General features: G+C 70.9%; 19 protein-coding genes and 3 pseudogenes. 9 read left to right on the top strand and 13 right to left on the bottom strand.

Annotated features, from left to right (window positions below; translation table 11 throughout):
* Positions 1-16 precede the first annotated feature (16 nt).
* The 4 genes and pseudogenes from ACZ6TU_RS33215 (at position 17) to ACZ6TU_RS33200 (ending at position 4,057) form a co-directional block, all read left to right on the top strand.
* Complete coding sequence (locus tag ACZ6TU_RS33215; RefSeq protein WP_467678656.1) at positions 17-1,507, top strand: FUSC family protein; 1,491 nt, start codon at positions 17-19, stop codon at positions 1,505-1,507.
* Positions 1,508-1,723: 216 nt separating this feature from the next.
* Positions 1,724-2,123 (top strand): annotated as a pseudogene (locus tag ACZ6TU_RS33210) (lactonase family protein); the annotation flags it as partial.
* A gap of 619 nt (positions 2,124-2,742) precedes the next feature.
* A complete protein-coding gene (locus ACZ6TU_RS33205) occupies positions 2,743-3,675 on the top strand; it encodes a MerR family transcriptional regulator (RefSeq protein WP_469552593.1) in 933 nt (310 codons plus the stop codon).
* Positions 3,665-4,057, top strand: coding sequence for a hypothetical protein (locus tag ACZ6TU_RS33200; RefSeq protein WP_467678303.1), 393 nt, complete (start codon positions 3,665-3,667; stop codon positions 4,055-4,057). The genes ACZ6TU_RS33205 and ACZ6TU_RS33200 overlap by 11 nt, the downstream gene beginning before the upstream one ends.
* Positions 4,058-4,449: 392 nt before the next feature.
* Here the strand turns inward: ACZ6TU_RS33200 and ACZ6TU_RS33195 are convergent, their stop codons facing one another.
* The 5 genes and pseudogenes from ACZ6TU_RS33195 to ACZ6TU_RS33175 all read right to left on the bottom strand — a co-directional run.
* On the bottom strand, positions 4,450-4,842 hold the full coding sequence (locus tag ACZ6TU_RS33195; protein ID WP_467678658.1) for a transposase: 393 nt from the start codon (positions 4,840-4,842) through the stop codon (positions 4,450-4,452).
* Between the two features lie 11 nt (positions 4,843-4,853).
* Positions 4,854-5,246 (bottom strand): annotated as a pseudogene (locus ACZ6TU_RS33190) (transposase); the annotation flags it as partial.
* Positions 5,247-5,653: 407 nt separating this feature from the next.
* The gene (locus ACZ6TU_RS33185) at positions 5,654-6,577 is read right to left on the bottom strand and encodes a sirohydrochlorin chelatase (RefSeq protein WP_467678305.1); all 924 of its coding nucleotides are present in this window, start codon (positions 6,575-6,577) and stop codon (positions 5,654-5,656) included.
* 126 nt (positions 6,578-6,703) lie between these two features.
* Complete coding sequence (locus tag ACZ6TU_RS33180; RefSeq protein WP_469552590.1) at positions 6,704-7,690, bottom strand: N-acetylglucosamine kinase; 987 nt, start codon at positions 7,688-7,690, stop codon at positions 6,704-6,706.
* Positions 7,687-7,848: pseudogene (locus tag ACZ6TU_RS33175) on the bottom strand (uracil-DNA glycosylase); the annotation flags it as partial. The pseudogene ACZ6TU_RS33175 and the gene ACZ6TU_RS33180, both read right to left, overlap by 4 nt.
* A gap of 205 nt (positions 7,849-8,053) precedes the next feature.
* Here ACZ6TU_RS33175 and ACZ6TU_RS33170 point away from each other — a divergent pair.
* Entirely contained in the window at positions 8,054-8,731 is a 678-nt protein-coding gene (locus ACZ6TU_RS33170) for a uracil-DNA glycosylase (RefSeq protein ID WP_467678309.1), read from the top strand.
* Between the two features lie 3 nt (positions 8,732-8,734).
* Here the strand turns inward: ACZ6TU_RS33170 and ACZ6TU_RS33165 are convergent, their stop codons facing one another.
* From ACZ6TU_RS33165 to ACZ6TU_RS33150, 4 genes are all read right to left on the bottom strand, one after another.
* Positions 8,735-9,739 carry a glycosyltransferase family 2 protein gene (locus ACZ6TU_RS33165; RefSeq protein WP_467678311.1) on the bottom strand — a complete coding sequence of 335 codons (1,005 nt, stop codon included), beginning with the start codon at positions 9,737-9,739 and terminating at the stop codon, positions 8,735-8,737.
* A 148-nt stretch (positions 9,740-9,887) separates the two neighbouring features.
* The gene (locus ACZ6TU_RS33160) at positions 9,888-10,325 is read right to left on the bottom strand and encodes a hypothetical protein (protein ID WP_467678312.1); all 438 of its coding nucleotides are present in this window, start codon (positions 10,323-10,325) and stop codon (positions 9,888-9,890) included.
* A 129-nt stretch (positions 10,326-10,454) separates the two neighbouring features.
* Positions 10,455-12,848 carry a glycosyltransferase gene (locus ACZ6TU_RS33155; protein ID WP_469552635.1) on the bottom strand — a complete coding sequence of 798 codons (2,394 nt, stop codon included), beginning with the start codon at positions 12,846-12,848 and terminating at the stop codon, positions 10,455-10,457.
* A gap of 265 nt (positions 12,849-13,113) precedes the next feature.
* Positions 13,114-14,202, bottom strand: a complete 1,089-nt coding sequence (locus tag ACZ6TU_RS33150; protein WP_469552587.1) for a WD40/YVTN/BNR-like repeat-containing protein — start codon at positions 14,200-14,202, stop codon at positions 13,114-13,116.
* A gap of 269 nt (positions 14,203-14,471) precedes the next feature.
* Between ACZ6TU_RS33150 and ACZ6TU_RS33145 the strand changes: the two genes are divergently transcribed.
* On the top strand, positions 14,472-15,056 hold the full coding sequence (locus tag ACZ6TU_RS33145) for an Rv1733c family protein (protein ID WP_467678317.1): 585 nt from the start codon (positions 14,472-14,474) through the stop codon (positions 15,054-15,056).
* Between the two features lie 24 nt (positions 15,057-15,080).
* On the opposite strand, the gene ACZ6TU_RS33140 is transcribed toward ACZ6TU_RS33145, so the two are convergent.
* On the bottom strand, positions 15,081-17,117 hold the full coding sequence (locus tag ACZ6TU_RS33140; RefSeq protein WP_469552586.1) for a HEAT repeat domain-containing protein: 2,037 nt from the start codon (positions 17,115-17,117) through the stop codon (positions 15,081-15,083).
* 140 nt (positions 17,118-17,257) lie between these two features.
* Positions 17,258-18,925, bottom strand: a complete 1,668-nt coding sequence (locus tag ACZ6TU_RS33135; RefSeq protein ID WP_467678321.1) for a DNA alkylation response protein — start codon at positions 18,923-18,925, stop codon at positions 17,258-17,260.
* Between the two features lie 75 nt (positions 18,926-19,000).
* Here ACZ6TU_RS33135 and ACZ6TU_RS33130 point away from each other — a divergent pair, with 75 nt between their 5' ends.
* Positions 19,001-19,759, top strand: a complete 759-nt coding sequence (locus ACZ6TU_RS33130; protein ID WP_467678323.1) for a PaaX family transcriptional regulator C-terminal domain-containing protein — start codon at positions 19,001-19,003, stop codon at positions 19,757-19,759.
* Between the two features lie 80 nt (positions 19,760-19,839).
* Here ACZ6TU_RS33130 and ACZ6TU_RS33125 read toward each other — a convergent pair whose 3' ends face one another.
* On the bottom strand, positions 19,840-20,628 hold the full coding sequence (locus ACZ6TU_RS33125) for a pectate lyase (RefSeq protein ID WP_467678325.1): 789 nt from the start codon (positions 20,626-20,628) through the stop codon (positions 19,840-19,842).
* Between the two features lie 55 nt (positions 20,629-20,683).
* Positions 20,684-21,664, bottom strand: a complete 981-nt coding sequence (locus ACZ6TU_RS33120) for a pectate lyase family protein (protein WP_469552585.1) — start codon at positions 21,662-21,664, stop codon at positions 20,684-20,686.
* A 380-nt stretch (positions 21,665-22,044) separates the two neighbouring features.
* Here ACZ6TU_RS33120 and ACZ6TU_RS33115 point away from each other — a divergent pair, with 380 nt between their 5' ends.
* Together ACZ6TU_RS33115 and ACZ6TU_RS33110 are read left to right on the top strand one after the other, a co-directional pair.
* Positions 22,045-23,127, top strand: coding sequence for a glycoside hydrolase family 62 protein (locus tag ACZ6TU_RS33115; protein ID WP_469552583.1), 1,083 nt, complete (start codon positions 22,045-22,047; stop codon positions 23,125-23,127).
* Positions 23,128-23,224: 97 nt separating this feature from the next.
* Positions 23,225-24,520: an extracellular catalytic domain type 1 short-chain-length polyhydroxyalkanoate depolymerase gene (locus ACZ6TU_RS33110; protein WP_467678660.1), complete on the top strand. Its 1,296-nt coding sequence runs from the start codon at positions 23,225-23,227 to the stop codon at positions 24,518-24,520.
* Positions 24,521-24,552 lie beyond the last annotated feature (32 nt).

Below are 24,552 nucleotides of genomic sequence, written 5' to 3'. Positions count from 1 at the left end.
AAGGAGGCGGTAAGTGGTGCTGAAGAGGGTGTTCGTGGCTCCGGATCCGGGGCGGACGCGGTTGCGGTTCGCCACGCGTGCCGTGCTCGGCATCGCGCTCGCGGTCGCCGTGTGCGGCCTGGCCGGACACTCCCTCACGGGAGCCGTCACCGGCGGTCTCGCCGCGCTGCTCGCCCTGTTCACCGTCACCGACGCCACGGTCCGCGGGCAGGCGGTCACCACCGCGCTGCTGCCCGCCGTCGGGCTGCCCGTGCTCACCGCCGCGGCCGGACTGCACGACCAGCCGGTGGCCCGCGACCTCACCTTCCTCGCCGTGGTCGGCGCGGGCGTGTACGCGCGCCGCTGGGGTCCGCGCGGGCACAGCCTCGGTGTGTTCGCGTTCATGACCTTCTTCGTGGCGCAGTTCCTGCACGCCACCACGGACCAGCTGCCCGAGCTGTACGCCGCGGTCCTGCTGTCCGTCCTCGCCGCCGCCGCGGTGCGCTTCGGACTGTGGTGCTACGAGCGCCGCCTGCCCCCGGCCGCAGTGCCCGCCCCGCCGGGCGGCGCCGGCCTGGCCCGGGTGACCACCCGTCAGGCGATCCAGGCCACCGCCGGCGCGGGCTTCGCCCTCGTCGTGGGCCAGCTGGTCTCCGGGCAGCGCTGGTACTGGGCCGTCGGTGCCACCTGGTGGATCTTCGTCAACACCACCTCGCGCGGCGAGACCCTGGTCCGCGGCTTCCGGCGGCTGCTCGGCACGGTCATCGGCATCGCCCTCGGCCTGCTCGTCGCCATGCCGGTGCACGGTGACCCGACCGTCACGGCCGTCCTCGCCGCCGTCTGCGTCTTCGGCATCTTCTACACGGCAGCCGTGTCCTACACCTGGATGATGCTCTGGGTGACCCTCCTCGCAGGGCTGCTCTACGGCCTCCTCGGCGTGCTCGGCCCCGGCCTGCTCGCCCTGCGGCTCGCCGAGACCGGCGTCGGGGCGCTCGGCGCCGCACTGGCCGTGATCCTGCTCCTGCCCGTCACCACGCACAGCGTCACCGACGCCTGGATCCAGCGGGCCCTGCGCTGTGTCCACGCCTGCACCGCCGAGACCGCCCGGCGCCTGGCGGGCGCGGCCGACGCCGACCCTGCCCCGCGGGTGGCGGAACTGGAGCAGCTGCTCGCCCGGGTTCGGCTCTCGGTCGCCCCGCTGGTGCACCCGCTGAACCCGATGCTCGGCCGCAAACGACGCGCCCGGCACGTGCTCGCCCTCCTCGACGACTGCGCCCGGGAGATCCGGGGCCTGGTCGCCGTCGCCGCCGACCCCGAGGCCTCCCACGACGCCCGCCTGGCCGCCGCCTGCTATCGCGTGCAGGCCGCGGTCGAGGCACTCACCGACGGCGGAGACGTCTCGGCCCTGGCCGACGACCCCGCCACGACGGAACCCGCCCTGGCCCACCTCCACGGCCTGGAACGCGCCCTGGCGGAACTCGCCCGCCCCCTCCGTACACCGTCGGGTTCGCCGTTGGTCGACGCGTGAGCGCCGCACGGCCCTGACCGGGCTTGCTCGACGGCCGGGTTCGCCGCTGATCGGGGCTGAGCGCTGCACGCCCTTGGAACGGGCCCTGGCCGGATTCGCTCGGCCGCTGGATATCCCGTCCGGTTCGCCGCTCGGCAGGGCGTGAGCGGGCCCGGCTCAGCCCTCGACCGCCTGGTCTAGACCGCACGTGATCGGCTGCGCGGTCACAGCGGACGGTTGAGGACGAGTGAGGAACGAGAGGGGACAGCGGCGGCGGACGGTGGCAGGCGGCGGGCGTACGGCGGGTCGTTCACGGCGGCCGGCGGCCCCGGCATCGTGACGGGCGGCCGTCGATGCCGACAGCGGCGCGCTGGCCGCCCTGAGCAGCGTCGACGCCGTCCCCGATCCGGCCTGCCTGGCGCTGTCCCCCGACGCCGGCACCCCGTATGCGGTCAGTGAGACAGCCGGGGGCGCGGTGGCCGCGTACCGCGTGGACGGGGACACCCCTGAGCCGGCCGGGCCGCCCGTGCCGGTCGGCGGGAACGGCCCGACCCACCTCAGCCTGTTCGCCGGACACGTCCTGACCACCAACTACGGCTCCGGCAGCGTCACCGCGATCCCCGTGCGCCCCGACGGCAGAGCCGGAGTGAGCCCGATCAGCCGCACGCCCCGAACGGTCTTGGGCGCACTGGTCCCCGGTGTACTCAGCGACACCGTTGGCGAATTTCCTGGGCCAACGGAGGTTGGTGATCACTAGTGCCGTATCAAGCAACGTTTGCCCTGTTGTCGCCCGGCGGTGTCGGCTCGATCGAGCCGTGCAGCAGATGGGCGGCGCCCATCCGGCTCCGGCGAGGACCGGTTCGGCGTCGATGTCTCGTTACAGATCCATGCCGATGACCTGAGGCTGTCGCTGAGCGGGGTCCGCAGGTGCCCGTTCGCCGCCCACCGCTGGCCCGCCGCCGGCGGTGTGACGGCGTCTCCCACAAAGGTCCACTGCGTCCTCGCCTCCATACCGGACGACGCCGAACGCTTCGAGGCGATCGACGCCCTCCGCTGGACGAGCGGGCCAGGGTGCGGCGCTGGACGACGGACCTGGCTGAAAAGCGGGTCGGGCAGCGCCCGGACCGTCCCGAGACGCCGTGGTCGCGGACGACACCGCCCGGCACATGGTCAACAAGGGGCACAGAGCCCTTGCCCCCGCAGGAAGTCCTGGCCCCGGTTGAGTCTCCTGTGGGGGGAGACAGCAAGCTGGGGGCATGGACCGCGACACGCTCTATTCCATCGGAGAGTTGTCCCGCAGGACCGGCCTGACGGTGAAGACCATCCGGTTCTACTCCGACAAGGGCATCGTCCCGCCAACCGACCGGAGTCCCGCGGGCTACCGGATGTACGGCCTCGACGCACTCGCACGCCTGGACCTGGCCCGCACCCTGCGCGATCTCGGGCTGGACCTGGCGACCGTGCGCAAGGTGCTGGACCGGGAGGCATCCATATCGGAAGTCGCGGAAGTACATGCCAACGCTCTGGACGTACAGATCCAGACTCTCCGCCTGCGCCGGGCAATACTGCGAGCAGTCGCCAGGCGCGGCCCCACCACCATGGAGATGGACCTCATGCAACGACTCGCCACGCTCTGCCGGGCCGAACGGCACCAGTTGGTATCCGACTTCATCGACGACGCGTTCAGGGGCCTTGACGACAACCCCGAGTTCGTGACCCTGATGCGATCCGCCATTCCCGAGCTCCCCGATGATCCCGCGCCCGAACAGGCCGAGGCCTGGGTGGAACTCGCCGAACTCTGCCAGAACGCGGACTTCCGTATCGCGTTACGCCGCACAGCCGCGGACCAAGCGCAAGAGCCTTCCCAGCAGGACGTCAGCGCCCTGCACGACGCTCTCAACCACGCGATGCGTGAACGATTCGACGAAGCCGTATCCGCCGGCATCCTCCCGGCCTTTGCCAAAGAAGCACCCCGTGCCGACTCACTGGGCGGCCTCTACGGCTACGCATTCGAGCGTGCTGACGACGGCGATCTGCGCCGCTGGCTCCTCGCCCGCCTGCAGACAACCGCCGACCCACACACCGAGCGCTACTGGCAACTCGTGGCGACGATCAATGGATGGCCCGCATCACCAACACTCGCTCCCGTTTACACCTGGTTCGCCACCGCCTTCTGCCATGGGCGATGACGACGGATCACAAAGGCCTGATGCAATGAGGACGCGCGTCTTGAAATTCGGTTTGTACGCAGACGAGCAGGGGTTGGCATGGGTCAGCAAACTCGTCGAGGAGGCTGTGGGATCCCGGAGCGCCCGGATCGTCGATGAGACCATCGTCCGCACTTTTCCCGGCAGCGAGCTGTCGACCGCTGACGTGTACGACCACCTGGCGGAACAGTGGGCCGTGGAACATCCTGCCCAGAGCAGCGGCGCACGGGAACCCATAGAGCTGCGCGTCCACTTACTGTGCTCCCTGCGGACGTGGCGGGCGATCCGCAAGACAGTGATCAAGACCCTGTGCCCAGAGGGCATGGCGCCGCACATCTGCCGTGTTCCATGGGCGGCTGCCTGAAATGGCTCGCGGTGCCCGACGGCGCACGAGCCAGCCACTGTGTCAGGAGTACCCGCAGAACCTCCACAGCGCCACGATCAGCGATCGGGACGGCACGCACATCGCGCTGTTCCACGCTCATTACCCGCTGATTGCCTCCGTCGGCGACCGGCGCTACTGGTACACCGACGAGTTCCAGGAACCTCCCGCTTGGACCACGGTCCTCAGCGAGGTCGGCTTTGTCGTCTTGAGCGCAGCACAGCTCCTGTCACCGGTGACGGAGTCGGACACCTCTGCTCTGTCTGCGACGGAGCGGCGTCAGATCAAGCACTGGCGGCCGGAGACTCTTGGCGCAACACTCTCAACTCATGGGACTGATGGCCAGCCCGCGGTGGACGCAGGCCTGCCGCGTTCTACTGGGCGGGCCGGAGGGTTGCCAGGTGAGATGTGCGAGTGCGGGCTCTTGGGGTGTCGGTCCACCATGCATTGAGGCGGTGGAAGTTCATCGCGGCCGCGGTGAGCTGATGCTGTAGCCGCGTCTTGGCCAGGCCGTGATACCGGCATCGCCGCAGACCGAAGGCTCGAACACCTTGGGAGATGGTGCCTTCGACACCAGCCCGGTGGGCGTACTGCTCCTTCCACTCCTGAGTGTCTTCCTGGGCTCGTGCATGCTGGATCGCCTCATACTCCGCTTGCGGGCGGAGGGTGATCCGACGGCCCATGTCCCCCTTGCTGTTGGAGCGGGTGCACTGCTCTCGGGACTTGCAGGGACGGCAGGCAGCCGTCGGAAAGCGCGCCCGGACCACGGCTGTCCCGCAGCGGCCTCAAGGACACGGTCCAAGAGCTCGACCCCGGCGTCTCCCGCGATCAGCCGGTCCCTGAACTCGGTGAGCACTGAGTGGTCGAAGCCCGGGTCGGCCAGCTCCAGCCCCAGCAAGTACTTCCAGTCCAGCCGCCCGCGCACCGCGTCCGCGGCCTGCCGGTCCGACAGGCCATCGGCGAACTGCATGACTGAGACGAGCGCCAGCCTGCCCGGTGACCACGCCGGCTTCCCCCTGTTTGGGTACAGCTCGGTGAAGTCCGCGTCCGAGAACAGCTCGCCCAACTCGTCACGGATCCGCATGGCCAGGCTGCCCTTCGGAAACGCAGCCCGCACCACCCGGGCCGTCTCCTCGGGGACCCCGTCGATCTTCCTGGCGTGCAACGACACCGACACCCTCCCCCAACACAACGTCGGCCTTCACGACCACAACGGGTCGTGAAGGCCGACGTCACGTTCAGCCCCAGGATTCGCCAACGGTGTCTACTCAGCCCCCGGTGGGCGGCGACACGCATCCTGTGCGTGGTCCGAGCCCGGGAGGCCAGTTCCCTGCGCCGTACCCGGCGTCCCAGATCGCACGATCACGTCAATCCGGTCGGCCCGGAGCGCCGCAAGCTCGCGAGCCGACCGTCACACGATCGAGCTGACTCGACCTCGTGCACACTCTCCTGGCGGCAGCCGCCAACCCCCTCCGTCACCGTCTGCCGCTGGGACGCGGCCGTGCGGTGGGCTCGCCGCCCCGACGACGAAGGCCCGCCCCGAACCGGAGCGGGCCTTCTCAGGCGTATCAGGGAACGTCAGCGAACCGGCGTGCCCTGAGCCTGCTGCGGCGTGATCCCCAACGCCGTCGTGTACTTGGCCAGCGCCAGCTTCCCGATCGTCGGGTACGGCCCGAGCGACTCCGCGGCGGAGCACTCCGCCTCCTTCGCGGCCTCCTCGACCAGCCCCGGCTCGATCTCCGGGCCGATCAGATACGGCGCGAGGGCCAGTTGCTGCGAACCCGAGGAGCGCAACTGCTCGGCGACGGACGCGATGGAGCCCTCCTGGTCCAGGGCCGCCGCCATCACCGGCACCGCGAGGCGCGCGGCGAGCAGCATGCCGGTGATCCCGGCCGCCTGCACGGCCTCGTCACCGCCCACGGAGGCCAGGATGATGCCGTCCGCGGCGGTCGCCACGGTGAACAGCCGGGCGCGGTCCGCTCGGGCCAGACCGGCCTCGGAGAGCCGCACGTGCAGCGCCTCGGCGAGCAGCGGGTGCGGACCGAGGACATCGGTCAGCTCGGCGGCGATCCGGCTCTCCATGACGGCCTGGCGGACCCGGCGCAGCAGCGCGCTGTCCGGGCCGGCGAGCAGCGGCACGACGACGGCGACGGGCCCGTCGGGCTCCCTGACGTCCATGCCGGCGGCACGCGCCTGTTCGAAGCGGGCGGTGCGCTCCTCGGCGGCGTACGTCAGCACGGCCTGAAGCGAGGGGAACTCCGCGTTGTCCCCGTCGAGGTACCCGATCCGGGCGTCGAGGCCGGGCAGCTCGGAGCGGGCGATGCTCACGACCTCTTCGGCGAGGCTGCGGGTGGCGCTACTGGGCGTGCCCGGCACGGCGAGGACGAGCGCGGGCGCGCCCTCGGGAGCCGCCAGCGGCTCCGGACGGCGGTGCCGTCCGGGCTGGCGGGGTCGCGGCATTCGTACTGGGAGGCCGGACTCGGGTCCAGTGGGGGAACTCATGGCGCCGCATGTTACTGGCTTCTTGGGCTCCCCTGTTCGGGGAGGGGGCAGGTGAGCGGTATCCGTCCGGTTTTGTCTGATGAGTAACGTACGGATGAAATGACGTGCGGATGGTGCGTGATCGGATCAATCACCCGACCGGGTTGTCACGCTCAGCATGGTCTCGTCACCCGGCAGAGTGAGCGGACCGGCGCTCAGCTCGGCCGCCATGCGCACCGAGCCGTGCAGCGGATCGCCCTCGGCCGGCACCCGCCGCGCGTGCGGGAGCCGCTTCGCCAGTTCCGCGTCGAGGGGTACGAGGAGCGGGTCGCCGATCTTGAACAGACCGCCGGTGACGGCGACCCGCGACTCGCCGCCGGAGGGGCACACGGCCACCGCGGAGTCGGCCATGTGCCGGGCGGCCGCGCGCAGGATGCCCGCCGCCGCGGGGTCCTCGTCCGCGCAGGCGGCCACCCGTGGCGCGAACGCGGCGAGGACGGCGGGCCGGTCCGGCCGCGGATACAGCGCGCCGGGCAGCCCCGCCACGGGTCCGAACACCTCCTCGGCGCACGCCAGCAGCCGGGCCGAGCCGCCCTCCCGCCCGTCGTGGGCCCGCAGCGCGGCCTCCAGCCCGGCCCGGCCGATCCAGGCACCGCCCCCGCAGTCGCCGAGCAGATGCCCCCAGCCGTCCGCCCGTCGCCAGCCCGCCAGGTCGGTGCCGATCGCGATCAGCCCCGTACCGCCGGCGATCACGGCACCCGGCCGGGGCCCGAGGGCGCCCACGTACGCGGTCACCGCGTCGGCGGCCAGCGCGACCTTCCGTACACCGAACTCCCGGGCCAGGGCACCCGGCAGTTCGGCGCGCAGCCCGGCACCGAGGGAGGCGAGCCCGGTCGCGCCGACGACGGCGGCGGTCAGTCGCACAGGACCGGCCTCGGCGGTCAGGGCACGCACCAGGGGCACGAGTCGCGCCATGAAGTGCTCGGGGTCGATGCCCCGGTCACCCGTGCGCACCGGCTCATCGGAAGCCCGCCGGGCGAGCGGTCCGTGCTCGGCGGTTCCCACGACCGCCCGGAGTCCGGAGCCGCCGGAGTCCACGGCGAGAAAGCCGGAGCCTTCCCACGCCCCGGTCACGGCAGACGCCAGTCCACCGGTTGGCCGCCCTGGCGGATCAGCAGGTCGTTGGCCCGGCTGAACGGGCGGGAGTCGAAGAAGCCGCGGTCCGTGGACATGGGGGAGGGGTGGGCGGATTCGACCGAGGGCGGGTCGCCGAGCAGCGGGCGCAGGTGGGCCGGCCGAGCATGGTGACCCCGGCGGAATGGCTTGAGCACTGGACGCAACAAGCTCCCCTCCTTCCTGGTGGCCCCGGTTGCGCGATGTGCTCGACCGACTTGAGGACCTCGACGAGGAGGAAGAGTAGCGCCGAAAGGAGCCCTGGTGTGGGGGGGCCTGTTGATCTGTGCGGGGCTTCGCTGTGCGCCAGTAGAGTGACGCGCTGTGGCACCACGACCCTTGCATGAACTTGTTGAAGCAGGCTGGGCGAAGGCTCTTGAACCTGCGGCCGAACGCATTGCGGCGATGGGGGACTTCCTCCGGGCCGAGATAGCGGCCGGCCGGACGTACCTTCCGGCTGGGGCGAACGTCCTGCGGGCCTTCCAGCAGCCGTTCGATGACGTCCGTGTCCTGATCGTCGGTCAGGATCCCTATCCCACGCCGGGGATGGCGATCGGGTTGAGCTTCGCGGTGGCGCCCGAGGTGCGCTCTTTGCCCGGCAGCTTGGAGAACATCTTCAGGGAGCTGCACTCCGACCTGGGGCTGCCCAGGCCGTCCAACGGGGACCTGACGCCGTGGACCCGGCAGGGCGTGCTGCTGCTCAACAGGGCGCTCACCACGGCCCCGCGCAGTCCTGGCGCGCACCGCGGCAAGGGCTGGGAGGAGGTCACTGAGCAGGCGATCCGGGCACTGGCGGCAAGGGGCAAGCCGCTGGTGTCGATTCTGTGGGGGCGCGACGCGCGCAATCTGCGGCCGCTTCTGGGGGATCTCCCCGCGATCGAGTCTGCCCATCCCTCGCCGATGTCGGCGGACCGGGGCTTCTTCGGCTCCCGTCCGTTCAGCCGGGCCAACGACCTGCTGATCCGCCAGGGCGCGCAGCCGGTGGACTGGCGACTGCCGTAAACCTCACGTCTGCCGCAGGGCCCCGGCCGCTTGGCGATCGGGAACAGATGCGACCGTCGGTGTGGGTTCTCTCTCCGGGACGGGCGGGCCGACGATGCCGCTCTGAGCGGCCAGCGCCTTCTCCAGTCGCCGGATGTGGTAGTACTGCACCCGCGTGGTGCGCTGGAGGGCCATGACCGCGGCGAGGAACTGGTCCATCTCGGCGGCCCGGGTGAGGATGTCGTCGGGCACGTGCTCGTCCGACAGGCAGGCTTCTGCGTCCTGGGTGAGCACGGCGTGTGCCCAGCCACGGGTGATCGGCTTGAACAAGTCCGGGTGGTTGGCCACGATCCGGGCCCGGATGGCCAGGTCGTTCTCGGCAGCTTCCAGGTGGAGCCCGGTGTCCTTGTTGCGAGCCCCGAACAGAGGCTCATGGATGTGGTGGGCGTCGAAGCCGTGCTCGACGCAGCCGATCCAGAAGTCCCAGTCCTCTCCCGCCCGCATGGTCTCGTCGTACCCGCCCACGGTCTGCCACGCTTCACGGCGGTACAGCGAGCAGTAGAACATGATCAGTCGCTGGAGCAGCAGCTCTCTGCTGTAGGCGGGGAGGGGCATCGCCTGCGGGGGCAGATCGTCGTCGGTGAACGTGAACACATCGGTTGAGGCGATGCCGATGTCGGGGTCACTGTCCAGTACCTCGACGGTCTTCTCCAGCATCGTGGGCGCGATCACGTCGTCGGCGTCCAGCGGAAGGATGTAACGGCCGGCACTGGCCTCGATTCCACTGTTGCGCGCGGCGGAGACCCCGGCATTGGCCTGTTGGAGCAGCCTGATGCACCGGTCGGGGTGGCGGGCGACCAGGTCCTGGGCCACCTCGACAGTGTTGTCGGTGCTGCCGTCGTCGACGATGACGAGTTCCCAGGCGCGGAACGTCTGGGCGAGCACGCTGGACACCGCCTCGGGCAGATAACGGGCGTAGTCGTGGCAGGGGATGACCACCGAGACCACAGGGTCGGATCTGTGGGGCATGCGCCGTCTTTCGCTTCGGAACGGAACGGGATGGAGGGGATCCGGGGGTACGGGTGTGCAGGCTGCAGGCTTCCGCGACGTCGGGCGCCGACGCCCCCCCCGGGCCCTGTTCCAGGGCCACGTCGCAGCGGAACAGCCGGATCGCGTGCTAGCTGGAGAGCGGTTGACGCCCAGGTGCGTGGTCGTGGTGGCCGTGGTGGTCGTGGCCGTGCTCCTGATGGTGCCCGTAGTCACAGATGGTCATGTTGCCCACCGGCGTGCAGCAGTGGCCGTAGTCGGTGACGGTGATGTTGCCGACGGGTGTGCAGCAGTGGCCGTAGTCGGTGACGGTGATGTTGCCGACGGGTGTGCAGCAGTGGCCGTAGTCGGTGACGGTGACGTTTCCGATGGGCGTGCAGGGGTGCCCGTCCCCGGAGGTGAGGGTGACGTCGCCGCCCACCTGCTGCCCTTGGAGCGTGTACGGTGCCGACGCTGTCAGGGTGTTCGAACCGAGGGCGGCCGCGTAGGCCGCCTCCGCGGTATTGAGCAGTCCGGCGGTTGCCAGTGCGGCAGGCAGGGCCAGGGAGGACATGACACGGGCTTTCACGGTGGAGCCTTTCCTTCGGGGACTGGGAGTTGCCCTCTACCGCTGGTGAACTCCGGCAGGGGCAGCAGCATCACCGTAGGATGTTGTTACTTAGCGTGCTAAATCAATTACTCCATGTGGTGTACTCGGTCAGGACGGCGCCATGGCCCCGATGTCCGCCACGTCCGTGGCGTGGTGCGGGTGCAGCACTTCCAGGTCGGGCAGCGCCCAGCAGGAAGTGCCCATGTCCCGGGCCATCGCGGCCAGCCCCTCGGTCTCGATGAGGTGCTGGTACGGGAAGGAGGGATAGATCAGGCCGTCCCGGTGGAGATCGGCGCGAACCAGCAGTGCGGTGCCGCCGACCGAGTCGACGCGGACGAGCCCTTGCCCGCGCAATTCGTCGAGGTACGTGCGGCCGAATCCCCTGGGTGGCTGCAGAATGCCGTCGCGTAGCCACTGGGACCAGTTGAGCGTGCCGGCCCTGGGGTGCAGGACGAAGGTGTTGAGGTCGTATGTGGGTCCACCGGTCGTCGTCGCGCAGTGCGGGACGACGATGTCCTTGCGCGCTCCGAGCAGGCGCTGGACGAGGTCGGCCGGGTAGCCCGTGACATCCACGTCGAGCCACAGCACCCACTCCTCGTCGTCGAGGGCTCTGGAGAGCAGATGGTTGCGTACCTTGGCCAGCACCGATCGGCGCCGGCGCTGGATGCCGGGCTCCCAACGGGGGCCGGCCAACTGGAGGCCGAAGTCACGGTGTACGACGGTGACCCGCCGGTACTGCGCCTCAAGGCTGGGCAGGACCTCTCGGAGCAGATCCGGCGTCGTGTCCGTGCTGTCGCCCTCCAGCAGGCCCAGTGAGATCGCCTCGCGCGGGTAGTCCAGGGCGCGAAGGTTCTCCAGATAGCCCGGCAGGAACGCCGCCGCGTCCTTGAGGGGGGTGAGCACCAGGACCGGGGGGCGCTCACTCGCCGGGCCGGGGGCGGGCTCGGGGGCCGTCTGCGCTCTTCGCTCGGAGGCCCGGGTGGCGGGACCGGTCTCGGCGTGGGCGATGTCCTCCGGCCCGATCGGCAGCCGCGTCGCCATCGCGAGCAACCGCTCGGCGTATGCGCCGGGTTCGGACCAGACCTCGGTCGCCACGTCGAAGTGCTCCGCGAAATGGGCCTCGTTGAACGTATTGCTGCCGTGACACACGTACGTGTACAGCTCGGGTGCGTCGACCGACACCACCCGGCAGGTGCGGACCACCTCTTCCGCCACCGGGGTGTCCTCGCCCCGGCGTAGTGCGGGGTAGCGCGGGAGGCGGTCCTTGGCGCACACCATCGACCCCTCCCATACGCGCGCGCAGGAGATCGCGAGCTTGTGGCGAGCGGGCCACCACAGCCGTTCACGTGCGAGGAAACAGGCCTCGGCGCCGAGCGAGAGAATGGCCGCCATCTGGGTCTCGACCCGCTCCGGGTCGTACAGATCGTCGTCGTCCCACTGGCATACGTAGGGTCCGGTGGCCCGGTCCACCGCCTCGTTGCGCAGCTCGCCCAACGGCCGCGCTTCCGGGGGGAGCCGGTGATGGCGGATCCGCGGGTCGCCCAGCTCGCGAATGTACTGCTCAAGAGCGTCGTCCGTGCCGTCCTCCACGACGACCAGTTCCAGACTGGGATAGGTCTGCGTACGGAAGCACGTGATCGCGCGGCGGGCCGTCGACGAACGGTCCTTCGTCACCATCAGGCATGACACCGTCGGCGCCGGCGCGCCCGAGGTCCAGCGACGGCGTTGCGCGTCCAGGTTGAGGAAACCGTCGGCGAGGGGGTGCAGCTCCTGGCTCGCCCAGAACGGGAACCGTTTGCCGGCCGACGTCCGCGAAGTCCCGGGGGCGTCGCGCATCCAGCTGCCGGACCAGTGGTGCACGGCGCGCGCACGCTCGAAGTCGGCTTTCTGAGGACCGAACAGCTCTGCCGCGTACGGGCTCACCTCGGGGTACAAGACCTCCGGGCCGAGGATCGTGATCGAGGCGGGCTCCGGGGCGCTGTCGATCGCTCTGCTGAGGAAGAAGGGGCCCGTGGCGTCCAGAGCACCGGACGTTCTGTGGGCGCCGACCAACTGTTGGTGCACATGAGCCCAGAAGGGATGGCCCGGACGCGACGCGATGAACGCGTTGCCGACGATGCGGCTGAATCCGCGCTGGCGGGCCAGTAGCAGCTGTGTGTGCACCTGGGGCTCGCAGCCGAGGACGAGTTCGTGCCCGTCAAGGATTCCGTCGACCGGGCGCAGGCACTCGAAGTCCAAGTCCACGTAGAGCCCGCCGAAATGGTCGAGCAGGAAATAGCGAATTGCGTCGGCCCGCATGATTGGTTCCGCGTAGCCGTCGTAGACCGGCAGGAACCATGGATAGTGCTCCTGGAGGAATGCGCGATTGTCGGAGTCGGTCCACAAACGGTAACCCCAGTCGGGGTGATGCAGACGCCATGAATCAGCCCACTTCTTCCATTGGGCGGGTACATCGGCGTCTTTCCAGGTCTGGTGAATCAGGGCGGGAATCTTCTGCCGCATCCGCATTCACTCAGTATGCCGATCCACCTGGCCGAGAGCGTTACAGTAGGACCCGTCGGAGGAACATTCACCCGCGCAGCCCCCGGGGTACAGGTTCTGGTTTGGCTTCGATACCGACCCGCCGAATCGCTGACGAATCGGAAGTCCACCGGGCACATGGCAGCAGGTAGCCGAGCGCCGCCAGCGCTCGCGTGGCGCGTACGGGTCGTGACCGACGATCAGAACCCGTACGCCGCTCGTAACGTCCTCCCCGCCTCGTCCCGCCTCAGCCGACGACCGCGGCCCGCACGCACAGCACGTCCGGCAGATGCGAGGCGAGCTGCTGCCAGCTGTCGCCGTCGTTCGCCGAGGCGAACACCTCGCCGTTGCGGTTGCCGAAGTAGACGCCCGCCGGATCCGCGTCGTCCGTGCACATCGCGTCGCGCAGCACCGTGCCGTAGTGGTCCTCCTGGGGCAGCCCCGCCGAGAGCGGTTCCCAGCTCTTGCCCGCGTCCGCCGTCCGGTAGACCCGGCACCGGTGGTCGGCCGGGACCCGGTCGGCGTCGGCGTTGATCGGGAACACGTACGCGGTGTCGCCTCTGTGCGGATGCACGGCCGCCGCGAAGCCGAACGTGGACGGCAGGCCCTCGCCGATGTCCGTCCAGTGCGCACCCGCGTCGTCGCTGCGGTAGACACCCCAGTGGTTCTGGAGGTAGAGCCGGTCCGGGGTCGCCGAGTCCCGGGCGATCTTGTGCACGCACTGGCCGAACTCCGGGTTCGGGTCGGGCAGGAACACCGCGGACACCCCCGAGTTGGAGGGCGCCCAGGTCGCGCCGCCGTCCAGCGTGCGGAACACACCGGCGGTCGAGACGGCGACCGTCACGGCCTTGGGGTCGCGCGCGTCGGTGAGCACGGTGTGCAGTCCCTCACCGCCACCGCCCGGCACCCACTTCGACCGCGTGGGGTGCTCCCACAGGGGGCGGACGAGCTCGAACGTCTCCCCGCGGTCCTCCGAGCGGTACAGCGCGGCCGGTTCCGTGCCCGCGTACACCACGTCCGGCTCGGCGGCGGCCGGGTGCAGCTGCCACACCCGCTCCAGGGACGCCCCCGTGTCCTGGGGGAACTTGACGGCCGGCCGGGCCGGTTCCGTCCAGGTCCGGCTCAGGTCGTCGGAGTGGAACACGGACGGGCCCCAGTGCGAGCTGTCGCCGCCGGCCAGCAGCCGCGGGGTCGCGGTGCGGGTGTCGATGGCGACCGAGTACACGGCCTGCGCGTTGAAGTAGGGGCTCTCGTCGAACTCCCAGGCGCCACCGTCCCGCCGGCGCCCGATGAACAGGCCTTTGCGCGTGCCCACGGCGAGCAGTACCTCGGTCATGCCGATCACCTCCGCGGCGTCGTCGTCGACGCCCTCGTCTCAGACACGGGCCAGTCTGCACCCCACCACTGACAGTCACCTCCGAAGCGGGTTCCGGCGCAGGTCAGGGCCGTGTCGGTGCGGCGTGCGGGCGTCCGGCGCCCTCGTCCGGAAAACGCCGCCACGGACCGATGCGCCCTCTCGGGGGTACGTGCAGTGAGCATCCGGCGGCCCTCTTCCGTATGGGGAGGGCGGCGGGATGGTCATGCGCTCGTGAGGAGGTGCCTTCGATGGCGTTACGTGGTCCGAAGGTGTGGCTGTGGCGCTGGCGGCGCAATCCGCTCAAGCGGCGCGCCGACAGGGTGGAGGCCTGGGTCGTCCTGGGCGTGTGGATGCTCACCGTGCTCGTCGGGGTGCTCGCCGGCATGACGGTGAGCCGGTCCGTCGAGGACGGGCTGGCCCGCGAGCGCGTCGAGTGGCGCCCTCTCGTGGCCCGGCTCGCCGAGCGGGCCCCCGGGACGGCCTCCGAGAACGGCGACGTCTCCCGTGCCGAGCACGTGTGGGCGGAGGCACGGTGGACCGCCGCGGACGGTTCCTCGCACTCCGGTCAGGTGCGGGTCCTGGCGGGCAGCCGGGCCGGTTCGCCGATCACCGTGTGGACGGACCGTGAGGGCCGCCAGGTCACCCGCCCCGTCACCGAGTCCCAGGCCCGCGTACGCGCCGTGCTGATCGGCGGCGTGGCGGCCGTCTGCGCGGCGGCCACGCCACTCGTCGGCGGCCGCGCGGTACGCCGCCGCATGGAACGCCGCCGCATGGACCAGTGGGACGCGGAGTGGGCCCGCTTCGGCCCGATGTGGGGGCGCACGACGGGGTGACGGGATGGAACCGGCCCGACCGCCCTACCGGCCGCCCAGCGCCTCCCGGCAGACCCGTAACAACCCTTCGTCCTCATGGATGTCGTGGCTGTCGTAACCACCGGGGTCGGCGCGATGCCGTCGTGGGGACGCGAGCTCCGCTCGCAGCAGGTCGTGCAGGGGCGCTCCCGTGGGACCCAGCGCTGCCACGCATCCGGCGATCGCCGTGCGGGTGCGCGGGTGCTCCGCCCATGCGGAGCGGAGGACGGGAAGGACCTGCTCCTGTTCCGGCTCTCCGGTGATCCGCCACACCGCGCATGCCGCCGCGGCCCGTTCCGACGCTGTGCCGGAACCGGTCATCCGGCGCAGCCCGGGCAGGGCCGCACGGGCCGCCGGCCCCAGTCGTCCGAGCACGTCCGCGGCCGCCGCGGGGCGATACCGGCCGCTCCCGTGATCCGTCAGCTTCCCGAGCAGTACGGTCACGACGGCATCCGCCTCACCCGTGACCGACCACAGCGCGTCCGCGGCCGCGACGGCGCATTCGGTCTCCAGCAGGCCGCGCAGATCCGGTATCGCCTCATGGGCGGCGCTGCCGAACGCCCCGAGGGCACGGACCGCCGCTTCCGTGACGGTGTCGCGCAGCCGCAGCCCGTCCGGCATGCCACGCAGCAGGCGCAGCACCGACGGCACGGACTCGGCGTCGCCCAGTGCCGTGAGCGCCGACAGGAGGGGAACGACCCGCTCAGGCGTGTCGGGGCCGTCGAGCGGAACGCGGGCGAGGCGTCGCCGCAGGGCGGGAGCGAGCGGTGCGGCGGCGCGGCCCAGGTGAGGTATCACCAGCCCCAGGTCGTGCGGCACGACCGGGCCTGCCAGCACCTCGGCCAGCACCGGCGTGGCCCGCGCGTCCCCGGCCCTGGCGAGCGCCCTGAGCGGGCCGCCCAGTGTCGGCGCTCCCCGCTCCCTGTGACGTACGCGAAGCTCGGGACGGAAGGTCACCAGGGCGTGGAGGTGGTCCGCGGCGGGCAGGGCCAGTTCGAAGAGCTCCGCCAGAACGGCGACCGCCGCATCGTGCAACCGGCCCTCCTCAGCGCCCAGTTGGGCACCTATGAGGGCGACCGGCTCCGCCACGCCGGTACGCCACTCGCGGAACAGTCCGGCCGACATCCACACGGCGTTGCACCGGTCGAGGGGATCAGGGCTGGTCAACTGCCCGCACAGCAGGGCGACCCGGTCGCTCACCCGGTCGCCGAGCGCGAAGTGCAGGGTCCGCAGCAGCCGGGAGCCCTCCTCGTCCGAGGGACGCAGCCGCCGCAGCCGCCCGGCGAGCGTGTCCACCGCGGGACCGTCCTGCGCGTGTCTCTCGCAGCCGCGCTGCCCGGACCTGTCCCGGAGCAGCCGGACCACGGTCGGTACGAGATCCGCGGGAAGCAACTCCGGGGCGCACTGCGCCAGCTGGCCGAGCGCGGCCAGCCGCAGCCCGGGTCCGTAAGGCGGCCCGCTCAGTGCCGCCAGCAGGTCCACCGCCTCGGCGGCGTGGCAGTCGCCGGCCGGCTGGTACCGCCGCGCGAACAGGCCGAGGCCCTCGGCCAGGGCGAACAGGACCCGGTCGTCCCGCTCCACGGTGATCCGCTCCCGTAACAGGGCGAGCACACGCGCCGGCCGGTCGAGGAACCGCACGAGGGCCGTCGGAGCCGCCCGGCGCACTCCGGCGTCCGCGTCCCCCGCCAGCCGTACGAAGACATCGGCACCCGCGCGCAGGGCGGCACGGGTCCTCGCGGCGAGATCGCCGGGCCCACCCCCGTCCCCGTCGGACCCGCCGAGGCTGACGAGGAGTTCCACGACCCCCGCCCGGTCGCGCACCTCCTCGCGGCCGGCGAGCGCGAGGAGAAACGGAACACAGGCGAGCGTCGAGTCGTACACGCCTCCCTGGTGGTGCACGGCGCCGTACATCCGGTCGAGCGCGGTCTCCCGCTCGGCCGGGTCGGCGGAGGCCAGTCCCCGGAGCAGTCCCGGCACGTCCTCCGCACTGCCGTGGGCATGCCGCAGCGAGGCCCAGTCGACCTCGTCGATCCCCCTGAACACGTTGTCCTCCCCAGGCGAAGTACCAACTGACGCGGAGTCTGCACCACGGCACTGACAACGAAGCGGAATCGGGAGATGACTGTGCGCGAACTGTGCGCCCGTTGGCCGACGGGGCTCGGTCGCCGCCGCGCGAGGACGGCTCAGTTCCCGCCGGGCAGCGCGCGCTCCACGACCGCGTCGAGGTCGGCACCCTCCGGCAGCGTCCCGAACGCGCACCCCCAGTCGCCCCCGAGCCGGGTCGCGCAGAACGCGTCGGCGACCGCCGGCGGGGCGTACCGGACGAGGAGGGAGGCCTGGAGCGTCAGAGCCATCTCCTCCACGAGGCGGCGGGCTGTCGTCTGCGACGCGCCGGACAGCCGGTTCCTGAGCCGGGTCACGGCAGTGTCCAGCCGGGCGTCCGCCCCCTGCGCGAGGGCGAGCTCGCCGAACAGGGCCTCGACGGTGCCCGGTTCACGGCTCAGCGCCCGGAGCACGTCGAGGGCGTTGACGTTCCCCGAGCCCTCCCAGATCGACAGCAGGGGAGCCTCGCGATAGTGCCGGGGCATGCCCGAGTCCTCGACGTAGCCGTTGCCGCCGAGGCACTCCAGGGCCTCCGCGGTGAAGGCCGGACCTCGCTTGGTCACCCAGTACTTGCCGACGGCCGTGGCGATGCGGCGGAACGCGGCCTCCCGGGCGTCCCCGCGGATCGCCCGGTCGGCCGCCCCGGCCAGCCGCAGGGTGAGTGTCGTGGCCGCCTCGGACTCCAGCGCGAGATCGGCCAGAACGTTGCGCATCAGCGGCTGGTCCACCAGCCGTGCGCCGAACGCGCTGCGGTGCCGCGCGTGGTGCCCGGCCTCGACGAGGGACTTGCGCATCAGCGCGGCCGACATCATCACGCAGTCCAGCCGCGTGCAGTTCACCATCTCGATGATGGTCTTGACGCCCTGCCCCTCGGGCCCGACCAGCCAGGCGACGGTCCCGTCGAACTCGGGCTCGGAGGAGGCGTTGGACCGGTTGCCCAGCTTGTCCTTCAGCCGCTGGATGCGGAAGGTGTTGCGGGTGCCGTCGGGCAGCACGCGCGGCACCAGGAAGCACGAGAGCCCGCCCGTGGCCTGCGCCAGCACGAGGAAGACGTCGCACATCGGCGCCGAGGTGAACCACTTGTGCCCGCGCAGGGTGTAGACCCCGGGCTCGGACGTGGGCGTGGCCGTCGTGGTGTTCGTCCGGACGTCGGAGCCGCCCTGCTTCTCGGTCATCCCCATGCCCGCCAGCAGCCCGCGCTTCTCCGTGGGCACCCGGAGTCCGGGCTCGTACTCCCGGCTCGTCAGCAGCGGCTCGTAGACCTTCGCCAGCTCCGGCTGCCCGCGCAGCGCGGGGACGGCCGCGTACGTCATCGACGTCGGACAGCCGTGCCCGGCCTCCGTGTGCCCCCACGCCAGTCCGCCCGCGGTCCGGGCGACATGGGCGCCGGGCCTCCCGTCCGCCCAGGGCGACGCGGCCAGTCCCTCGGCGATCGCGGTGCGCATCAGGTGGTGCCAGCTCGGGTGGAACTCGACCTCGTCGACCCGGTTGCCGTACCGGTCGTGCGTCCGCAGCTCCGGCTCGTGGCGGTTGGCCAGGTCGGCCCACTCCTGCGCCTGGACGCTGCCGGCCTGCCTGCCGAGCCGCCGCAGGTCCTCCTCGGCCCACCCGGCGCCCTCCCGCCGCAGCCCCTCCAGCAGGGCCGTGTCCTCGGAGGCGTCGTACGGGGCGAGCGGCGGGGCCTGGTTCGTGACGTCATGCGTGGCGGGTCCGCCGTACGCCTGCTGTTCGTCGAGTGTCGAGACCATACGTCGAGTGTTGCACTCTGCCTACGACCGCAGCAATCCTGCAACACGGAATTCCGCCGCGTACAGTACGTGACCATGCCGATGAACGTCCCGGCGCGGCCCGGCGCGCTCGATCTGCGGCCGCTGTCCGCGCGGTCGGTCGTGCTGAGCCTGCTGCTCGGCACGCATCCCGCCGAACTGCCGGCCAGGGAACTCGTGCGGCTCGTGGAGGGCTTCGACGTCGGCGGCTCCACGCTGCGGGCGGCCCTCAGCCGGATGGTGACCGCCGGTGACCTGCGGCGCACGGACACCGGCTACCGCCTCAGCGACCGGCTGCTGGAACGCCAGCGCCGCCAGGACGACGCCGTGCACCCGCGCACGCGCGCGTGGGACGGCGACTGGGAGATGGTCGTGATCACCGCGACGGGCCGCGGCCCCGCCGAACGCGCCGACCTGCGCGCTCGGCTGACCGCCCTCCGGCTCGCCGAACTCCGCGAGGGCGTCTGGATCCGCCCCGCCAACCTGGCACGCGCCCTCCCCGGCGACCTGGACCGGGTGGCCCAGCACTACACGGCCCGCCCCGACCGGCCCGCCCGCGACCTGGCCCGGAACCTGTGGCCGCTGGACGCCTGGTCCGCCACGGCCCGTGCGCTGCTCGCCCACATCGCCGGGGAGCCCCGCCCGGCCGACCGCCTGACCGCCTTCGCCGCCGTCGTCCGGCACCTGCTGGCCGACCCCGTCCTTCCGCCCGGACTCCTGCCGGCCGGCTGGCCGGGAGCCGAGCTGCGCGCCGCCTACACCGACTACCAGCGGGAGCTGACCGGCGAGGTGCGCGCGCGGGTGCGGGGCGCATGACGCGGACGGCCGTGCGAAGCGCCCGCCGGGACGCTTCGCACGGCCGCCTTCACCGTGGGGGGTTGCGGTTGACTGAGGGGCTACCTGTAGGTGATGTCCGAGGTGGAGTAGAGGCAGTTCTTGCTGTCGGGTCCGGACCCGACGGCGGTGTTGTTGTTGTACTTCTGGCAGGGGACGACCTTGCGGCCGGAGTCGTTGCGGATCGTGATGCCCCGCAGCGTCGCCACGTCGTTGCGGTTGACGTTGATGCCGACGAGCCGGGCGGTGGAGCCCGTGCCGGTCACGTCGATGGTGTTGAGGTTGACCTTGCGGGTGTACTGCGTGGAGCAGTCGCCGCAGGAGCGGTAGAGCGTCTTGAACTCCTGCACCGCGAAGTTGGAGATGTTCAGGGTGCCGCCGCCGTTGTGCTGGAAGACCTTGTCCGCCGCCTTCTTCGCGCCGCCGCCGATCACGTGGTACGTGGCGCCGGTGCCGCCGCGGAAGGTGGCGGCGTCCTCGCCGACGTCCTCCCACCAGACGTTCTGCAGCGTGCAGCTGCCCTCGCAGTGGATGCCGTCGGCCGCGGGGGCGCCGAGGATGACGTTCTTCAGCACCGCGCCGTTCGCGAGCTTGAAGATCGGGTCCTGGCCCTCCTCCTGGCCGTCACCGGCCAGGCTTCCGGTGCCGTAGAACCGCTTCATCCCGTAGTCCTTGGTGCCGGACACGGAGATGGTCGAGGACGTCCCCTGACTGCCGTTGGGGGTCGGCCAGGTGGCGGCACTCGCCGTCGGCGCATTGGTCGTCATGATCATGCCAACCGACAGGCCGAGGGTGGCCAGCGCGCCGGTCAGCGCGCGCCTGCGGGCGCGCGGGCGTGTCGCAGAAGTCATGTCCCGATTCCTTCTGTCGTCTGAGCGTGTGAGGGGTGTCCGAGCGGACGGGGTGTCAGGGCTTTCCGGCGCCCGCACCCGACGTCACCGAGGCGACGACGGACGAGGCCGGCTCCGCCGTGTAGCCGTACGGCGGGCTGGTGAAGGTGCCGACCCGCGAGACCTCGGTGGCGGCTCCACCGAGATCATTGCCGCGCAGGTTGGCGTATCCGTCGACGTCGCTGCTGCGGTTCGTGGTGACCGCGACCTTCGTCGAGCGGAAGACGTTGTTCTCGACCAGCATCTGGGCGCCCATGCGCGAGTGGCAGGCGGTGTCGGCGCCCTCGACGTAGTTGTTGTAGAAGTGCCCGGTGCCGAAGCGCAGGCTGGGGATGCGTGAGTACACGTTGGCGAAGTGGTTGTGGTGGTACGTCACCTTCAGCCGGCCGGTGTCCTCGCTCGCGTTGTTGTCGCTGTGGCCGACGAGCGAGCCCTTGAAGTGGTTCTTGAAGGTGTTCCAGGACACCGTGACGTTGTCCGCGCCGTGGTTGACGTCCAGCAGGCCGTCGTAGTGGTCCTTGTCGTGATCGCGGTCGGCCGAGAAGGAGTTGTGGTCGATCCAGACCTTGCTCGACGCCTCGACGGTGATGCCGTCGGCGGGCGCCACCGGCTTGCTGATGTTGAGGTTGCGGATGACGACGTTGGAGACCTTCTTCAGCCGCAGTCCGCCGCCGGTGAACCCGGACGCGGAACCCACGCCCAGGACGGTCGTGTTGGACCCGATGTCGACCTGACCGCTCAGCGAGATCAGGCCGTTGACCCGGACGACCTTGGCCGAGTTGCCGGTCACGGCCGACTTGAAGGCACTCAGTGTGGAGACGGTGACCGCCGAGGAGCTGCCGCCGCCGGTCGTCCCCGCGCCGAACCCGACCGGTGAGTTCTCGGCGGCCCCGGCCGGCTGGGGAACGGCCAGGACCGCCACGGTCGCCAGTGCGGATGCGGCGGCGAGCGCCAGGGTGGATCTGCGGACACGTGGACGTGGGGGGTGAGTACGCATGTGGGGTGCGTCCCTTCGTGGTGCCTTCATGGTGCGGGTCGGTCATGTACATGAATGACGTTCGCCATGTTGTTCACCGTGCGCGCTGCGTGTGACCGGGCCGGAGGCCCTGCCATGCCTCAGGGGGTGCACTTCCCGTGTCTGGCAGGCGCCGGCGAGTGCCCTGGCGGAGGCGCTTCCGGGTCACACTGCTGAACGGAACGTAGGCGGCAAGCGCTTTCTAGTCAACGCCTCGCGCAGAACACATTCAGCCGTACCTGGTCGGAGCGCCGACGCCTCGGGGAGCGGTGTGGGAGCGCTTCCATGAAAGCCATGTCCATGTCACCATGCCGATCGGACGCTTCCCTTCAGGAGAGGGCGGGTCGATGAGGACTCCGCGCATGCGTACGTTCGTCAACGGGCTCGTGTTCATGCTGCTGGCTGTGGGTGTCCTGACCCTGGCGCCGGGACCGGCGCTCGCGGGCACGCCGCGGCCCGGCCGCGAGGGCTCCCTGACGGGATCGTTTTCGTGGTCCTCGAGCGGCCCGCTCATCAGCCCGAAACCGGACGCCGGCCACCCGATCCTCTCGGTCAAGGACCCGACGGTGTTCCGGTACCAGGACCGCTGGCACGTCTACTTCACGACCGCCGACACCGCCGGGCGCTGGAGCCTCGGGTACACGAGCTTCGCCCGTTGGTCCGAGGCCGCCTCGGCTCCCCAGACGTTCCTCGACGCCAATCCGAACATCGGCAACCGGTACGCCGCTGCGCCCCAGGTCTTCTACTTCGCGCCCCAGCAGACCTGGTACATGGTCTACCAGACCGGACCGCCGTCCTACTCCACGAGCAAGGACCCCTCGGAGCCGCTCAGTTGGAGCGCGCCGCGGAACTTCTTCGGCAGTGAGCCGCCCATCGTGACCGAGAACAAGGGCGACGGCGGCTGGCTGGACTTCTGGACGATCTGCGACCGGACGGACTGCTACCTGTTCTTCTCGGACGGCAACGGTCACCAGTACCGCTCGCGCACCACCCTCGCCGAGTTCCCGAACGGCTTCCGTGACACCGCCGTCGTGCTGTCCGAACCCAACCGCTTCGACCTCTTCGAGGCGGGCAACGTCTACCGGCTCGGCGACGGCGACGGCTACCTCATGCTCGTCGAGGCGCTCGCGACCGGATCCGACTGGCGGCGCTACTTCCGGGCCTGGACCGCCGACAGCCTGGGCGGCACGTGGAAACCGCTGGCCGACACCGAGGCCAACCCCTTCGCCCGCTCGTCCAACGTCACCTTCGAGGCCGGACAACCCGCCTGGACCAGGGACTTCAGCCACGGCGAGATGATCCGCGCCGGCGCCGACCAGACCCTCACGATCGACCCGTGCCGCCTCCGGTTCCTCTACCAGGGGATGGACCCCGCCGCGAGCGGCGAGTACTACCGGCTGCCCTGGCGGCCGGCGCTGCTGACCCAGACGAACTCCACCTGCTGAACCGCCGTACGACGTCCTGCGAGCCGAGCCTCACAACCGAAGGGACCCGGACGTGCCTGCCACCCTCCACCCCACGACGAGGAGACCGCTGCGGTCGATGCTCGCCGTGCTCCTCGCCGTGCTGCTGCCGCTGCTCGCGGCCGGCGTGCTCACCGCACCCGCGGCCGCCGCCCGTGATTCCGCCCGTGATTCCGCCCGTGAGAAGGCCGTACCCACCGCGACCCTCACCGAGGTCACGAACTTCGGTACGAACCCCAGCAACCTGCGGATGTACCTGTACGTGCCGGAGAGCGTCACCCCGAACCCGGCGGTGGTGGTCGCCGTGCACTGGTGCACCGGCTCGGGCCCGGACATGTACAACGGGACCGAGTACGACACCCTGGCCGACCAGTACGGGTTCATCGTGCTCTACCCGTCCGTCACGCGCAGCAGCAAGTGCTTCGACGTCTCCTCGCCCCAGGCGCTGCGCCGCGGCGGCGGCAGCGACCCGGTCGGCGTCAAGTCGATGATCGACTGGGTGACCCGCACCTACGACGCCGACACCGGCCGGGTTTTCGCCACCGGCATCTCCTCCGGCGCGATGATGACGAACGTCCTGCTCGGTGACTACCCCGACGTGTTCGCGGCGGGCGCCGCCTTCTCCGGCGTGCCGTTCGCCTGCTTCGCCACCACCGACGGTTCCGAGTGGAACAGCAACTGCTCGGGCGGCACGGTCACCCACACCCCGAAGGAGTGGGGCGACCTCGTCCGGAACGCGTACCCGGGCTACAGCGGACCCCGCCCGCGGATGCAGATCTGGCACGGCACCGAGGACGACGTCCTGCGCTATCCCAACTTCGGGGAGCAGATCAAACAGTGGACGAACGTGCAGGGCGTGAGCCAGACACCGGCCGCCACCGACACGCCCCAGTCCGGCTGGACCCGCACCCGCTACGGCGGCACGGGTGACCAGGCTCCCGTGGAGGCCGTAAGCCTCCAGGGCATCGGCCACAACCTGTACTCCCACGGCATGGCATCCCGAGTGCTCACCTTCTTCGGCCTCGACAAGTCGGGCCCGGCTCCCCAGCCCCAGCCCGGCGCCTGCAAGGTGACGGCCGCGGTGAACGCCTGGAACACCGGTCTGACCGCCTCCGTGACCATCACCAACACCGGTACGACGACGGTCAACGGCTGGAAACTCGGCTTCACGCTCCCCGCCGGGCAGACGGTCACGGGCGGCTGGGGGGCCACGTACACGCCCTCGTCCGGGTCGGTGACCGCGGCCAACGTGTCCTACAACGGCACCATCGCGCCGGGCGCGAGCGTGAGCATCGGCTATCAGGCCGGTCACGGCGGCAACAGCGCCGCTCCGGCCGCGTTCACGCTCAACGGGACGGCGTGCGCGACCGGTTGACGGGGACGGTGTGCCCAGAGGTGCGGGTGCCG

Source organism: Streptomyces sp. NPDC052064, from assembly GCF_055585925.1.
This window is presented reverse-complemented; position numbering and strand designations above follow the sequence as displayed.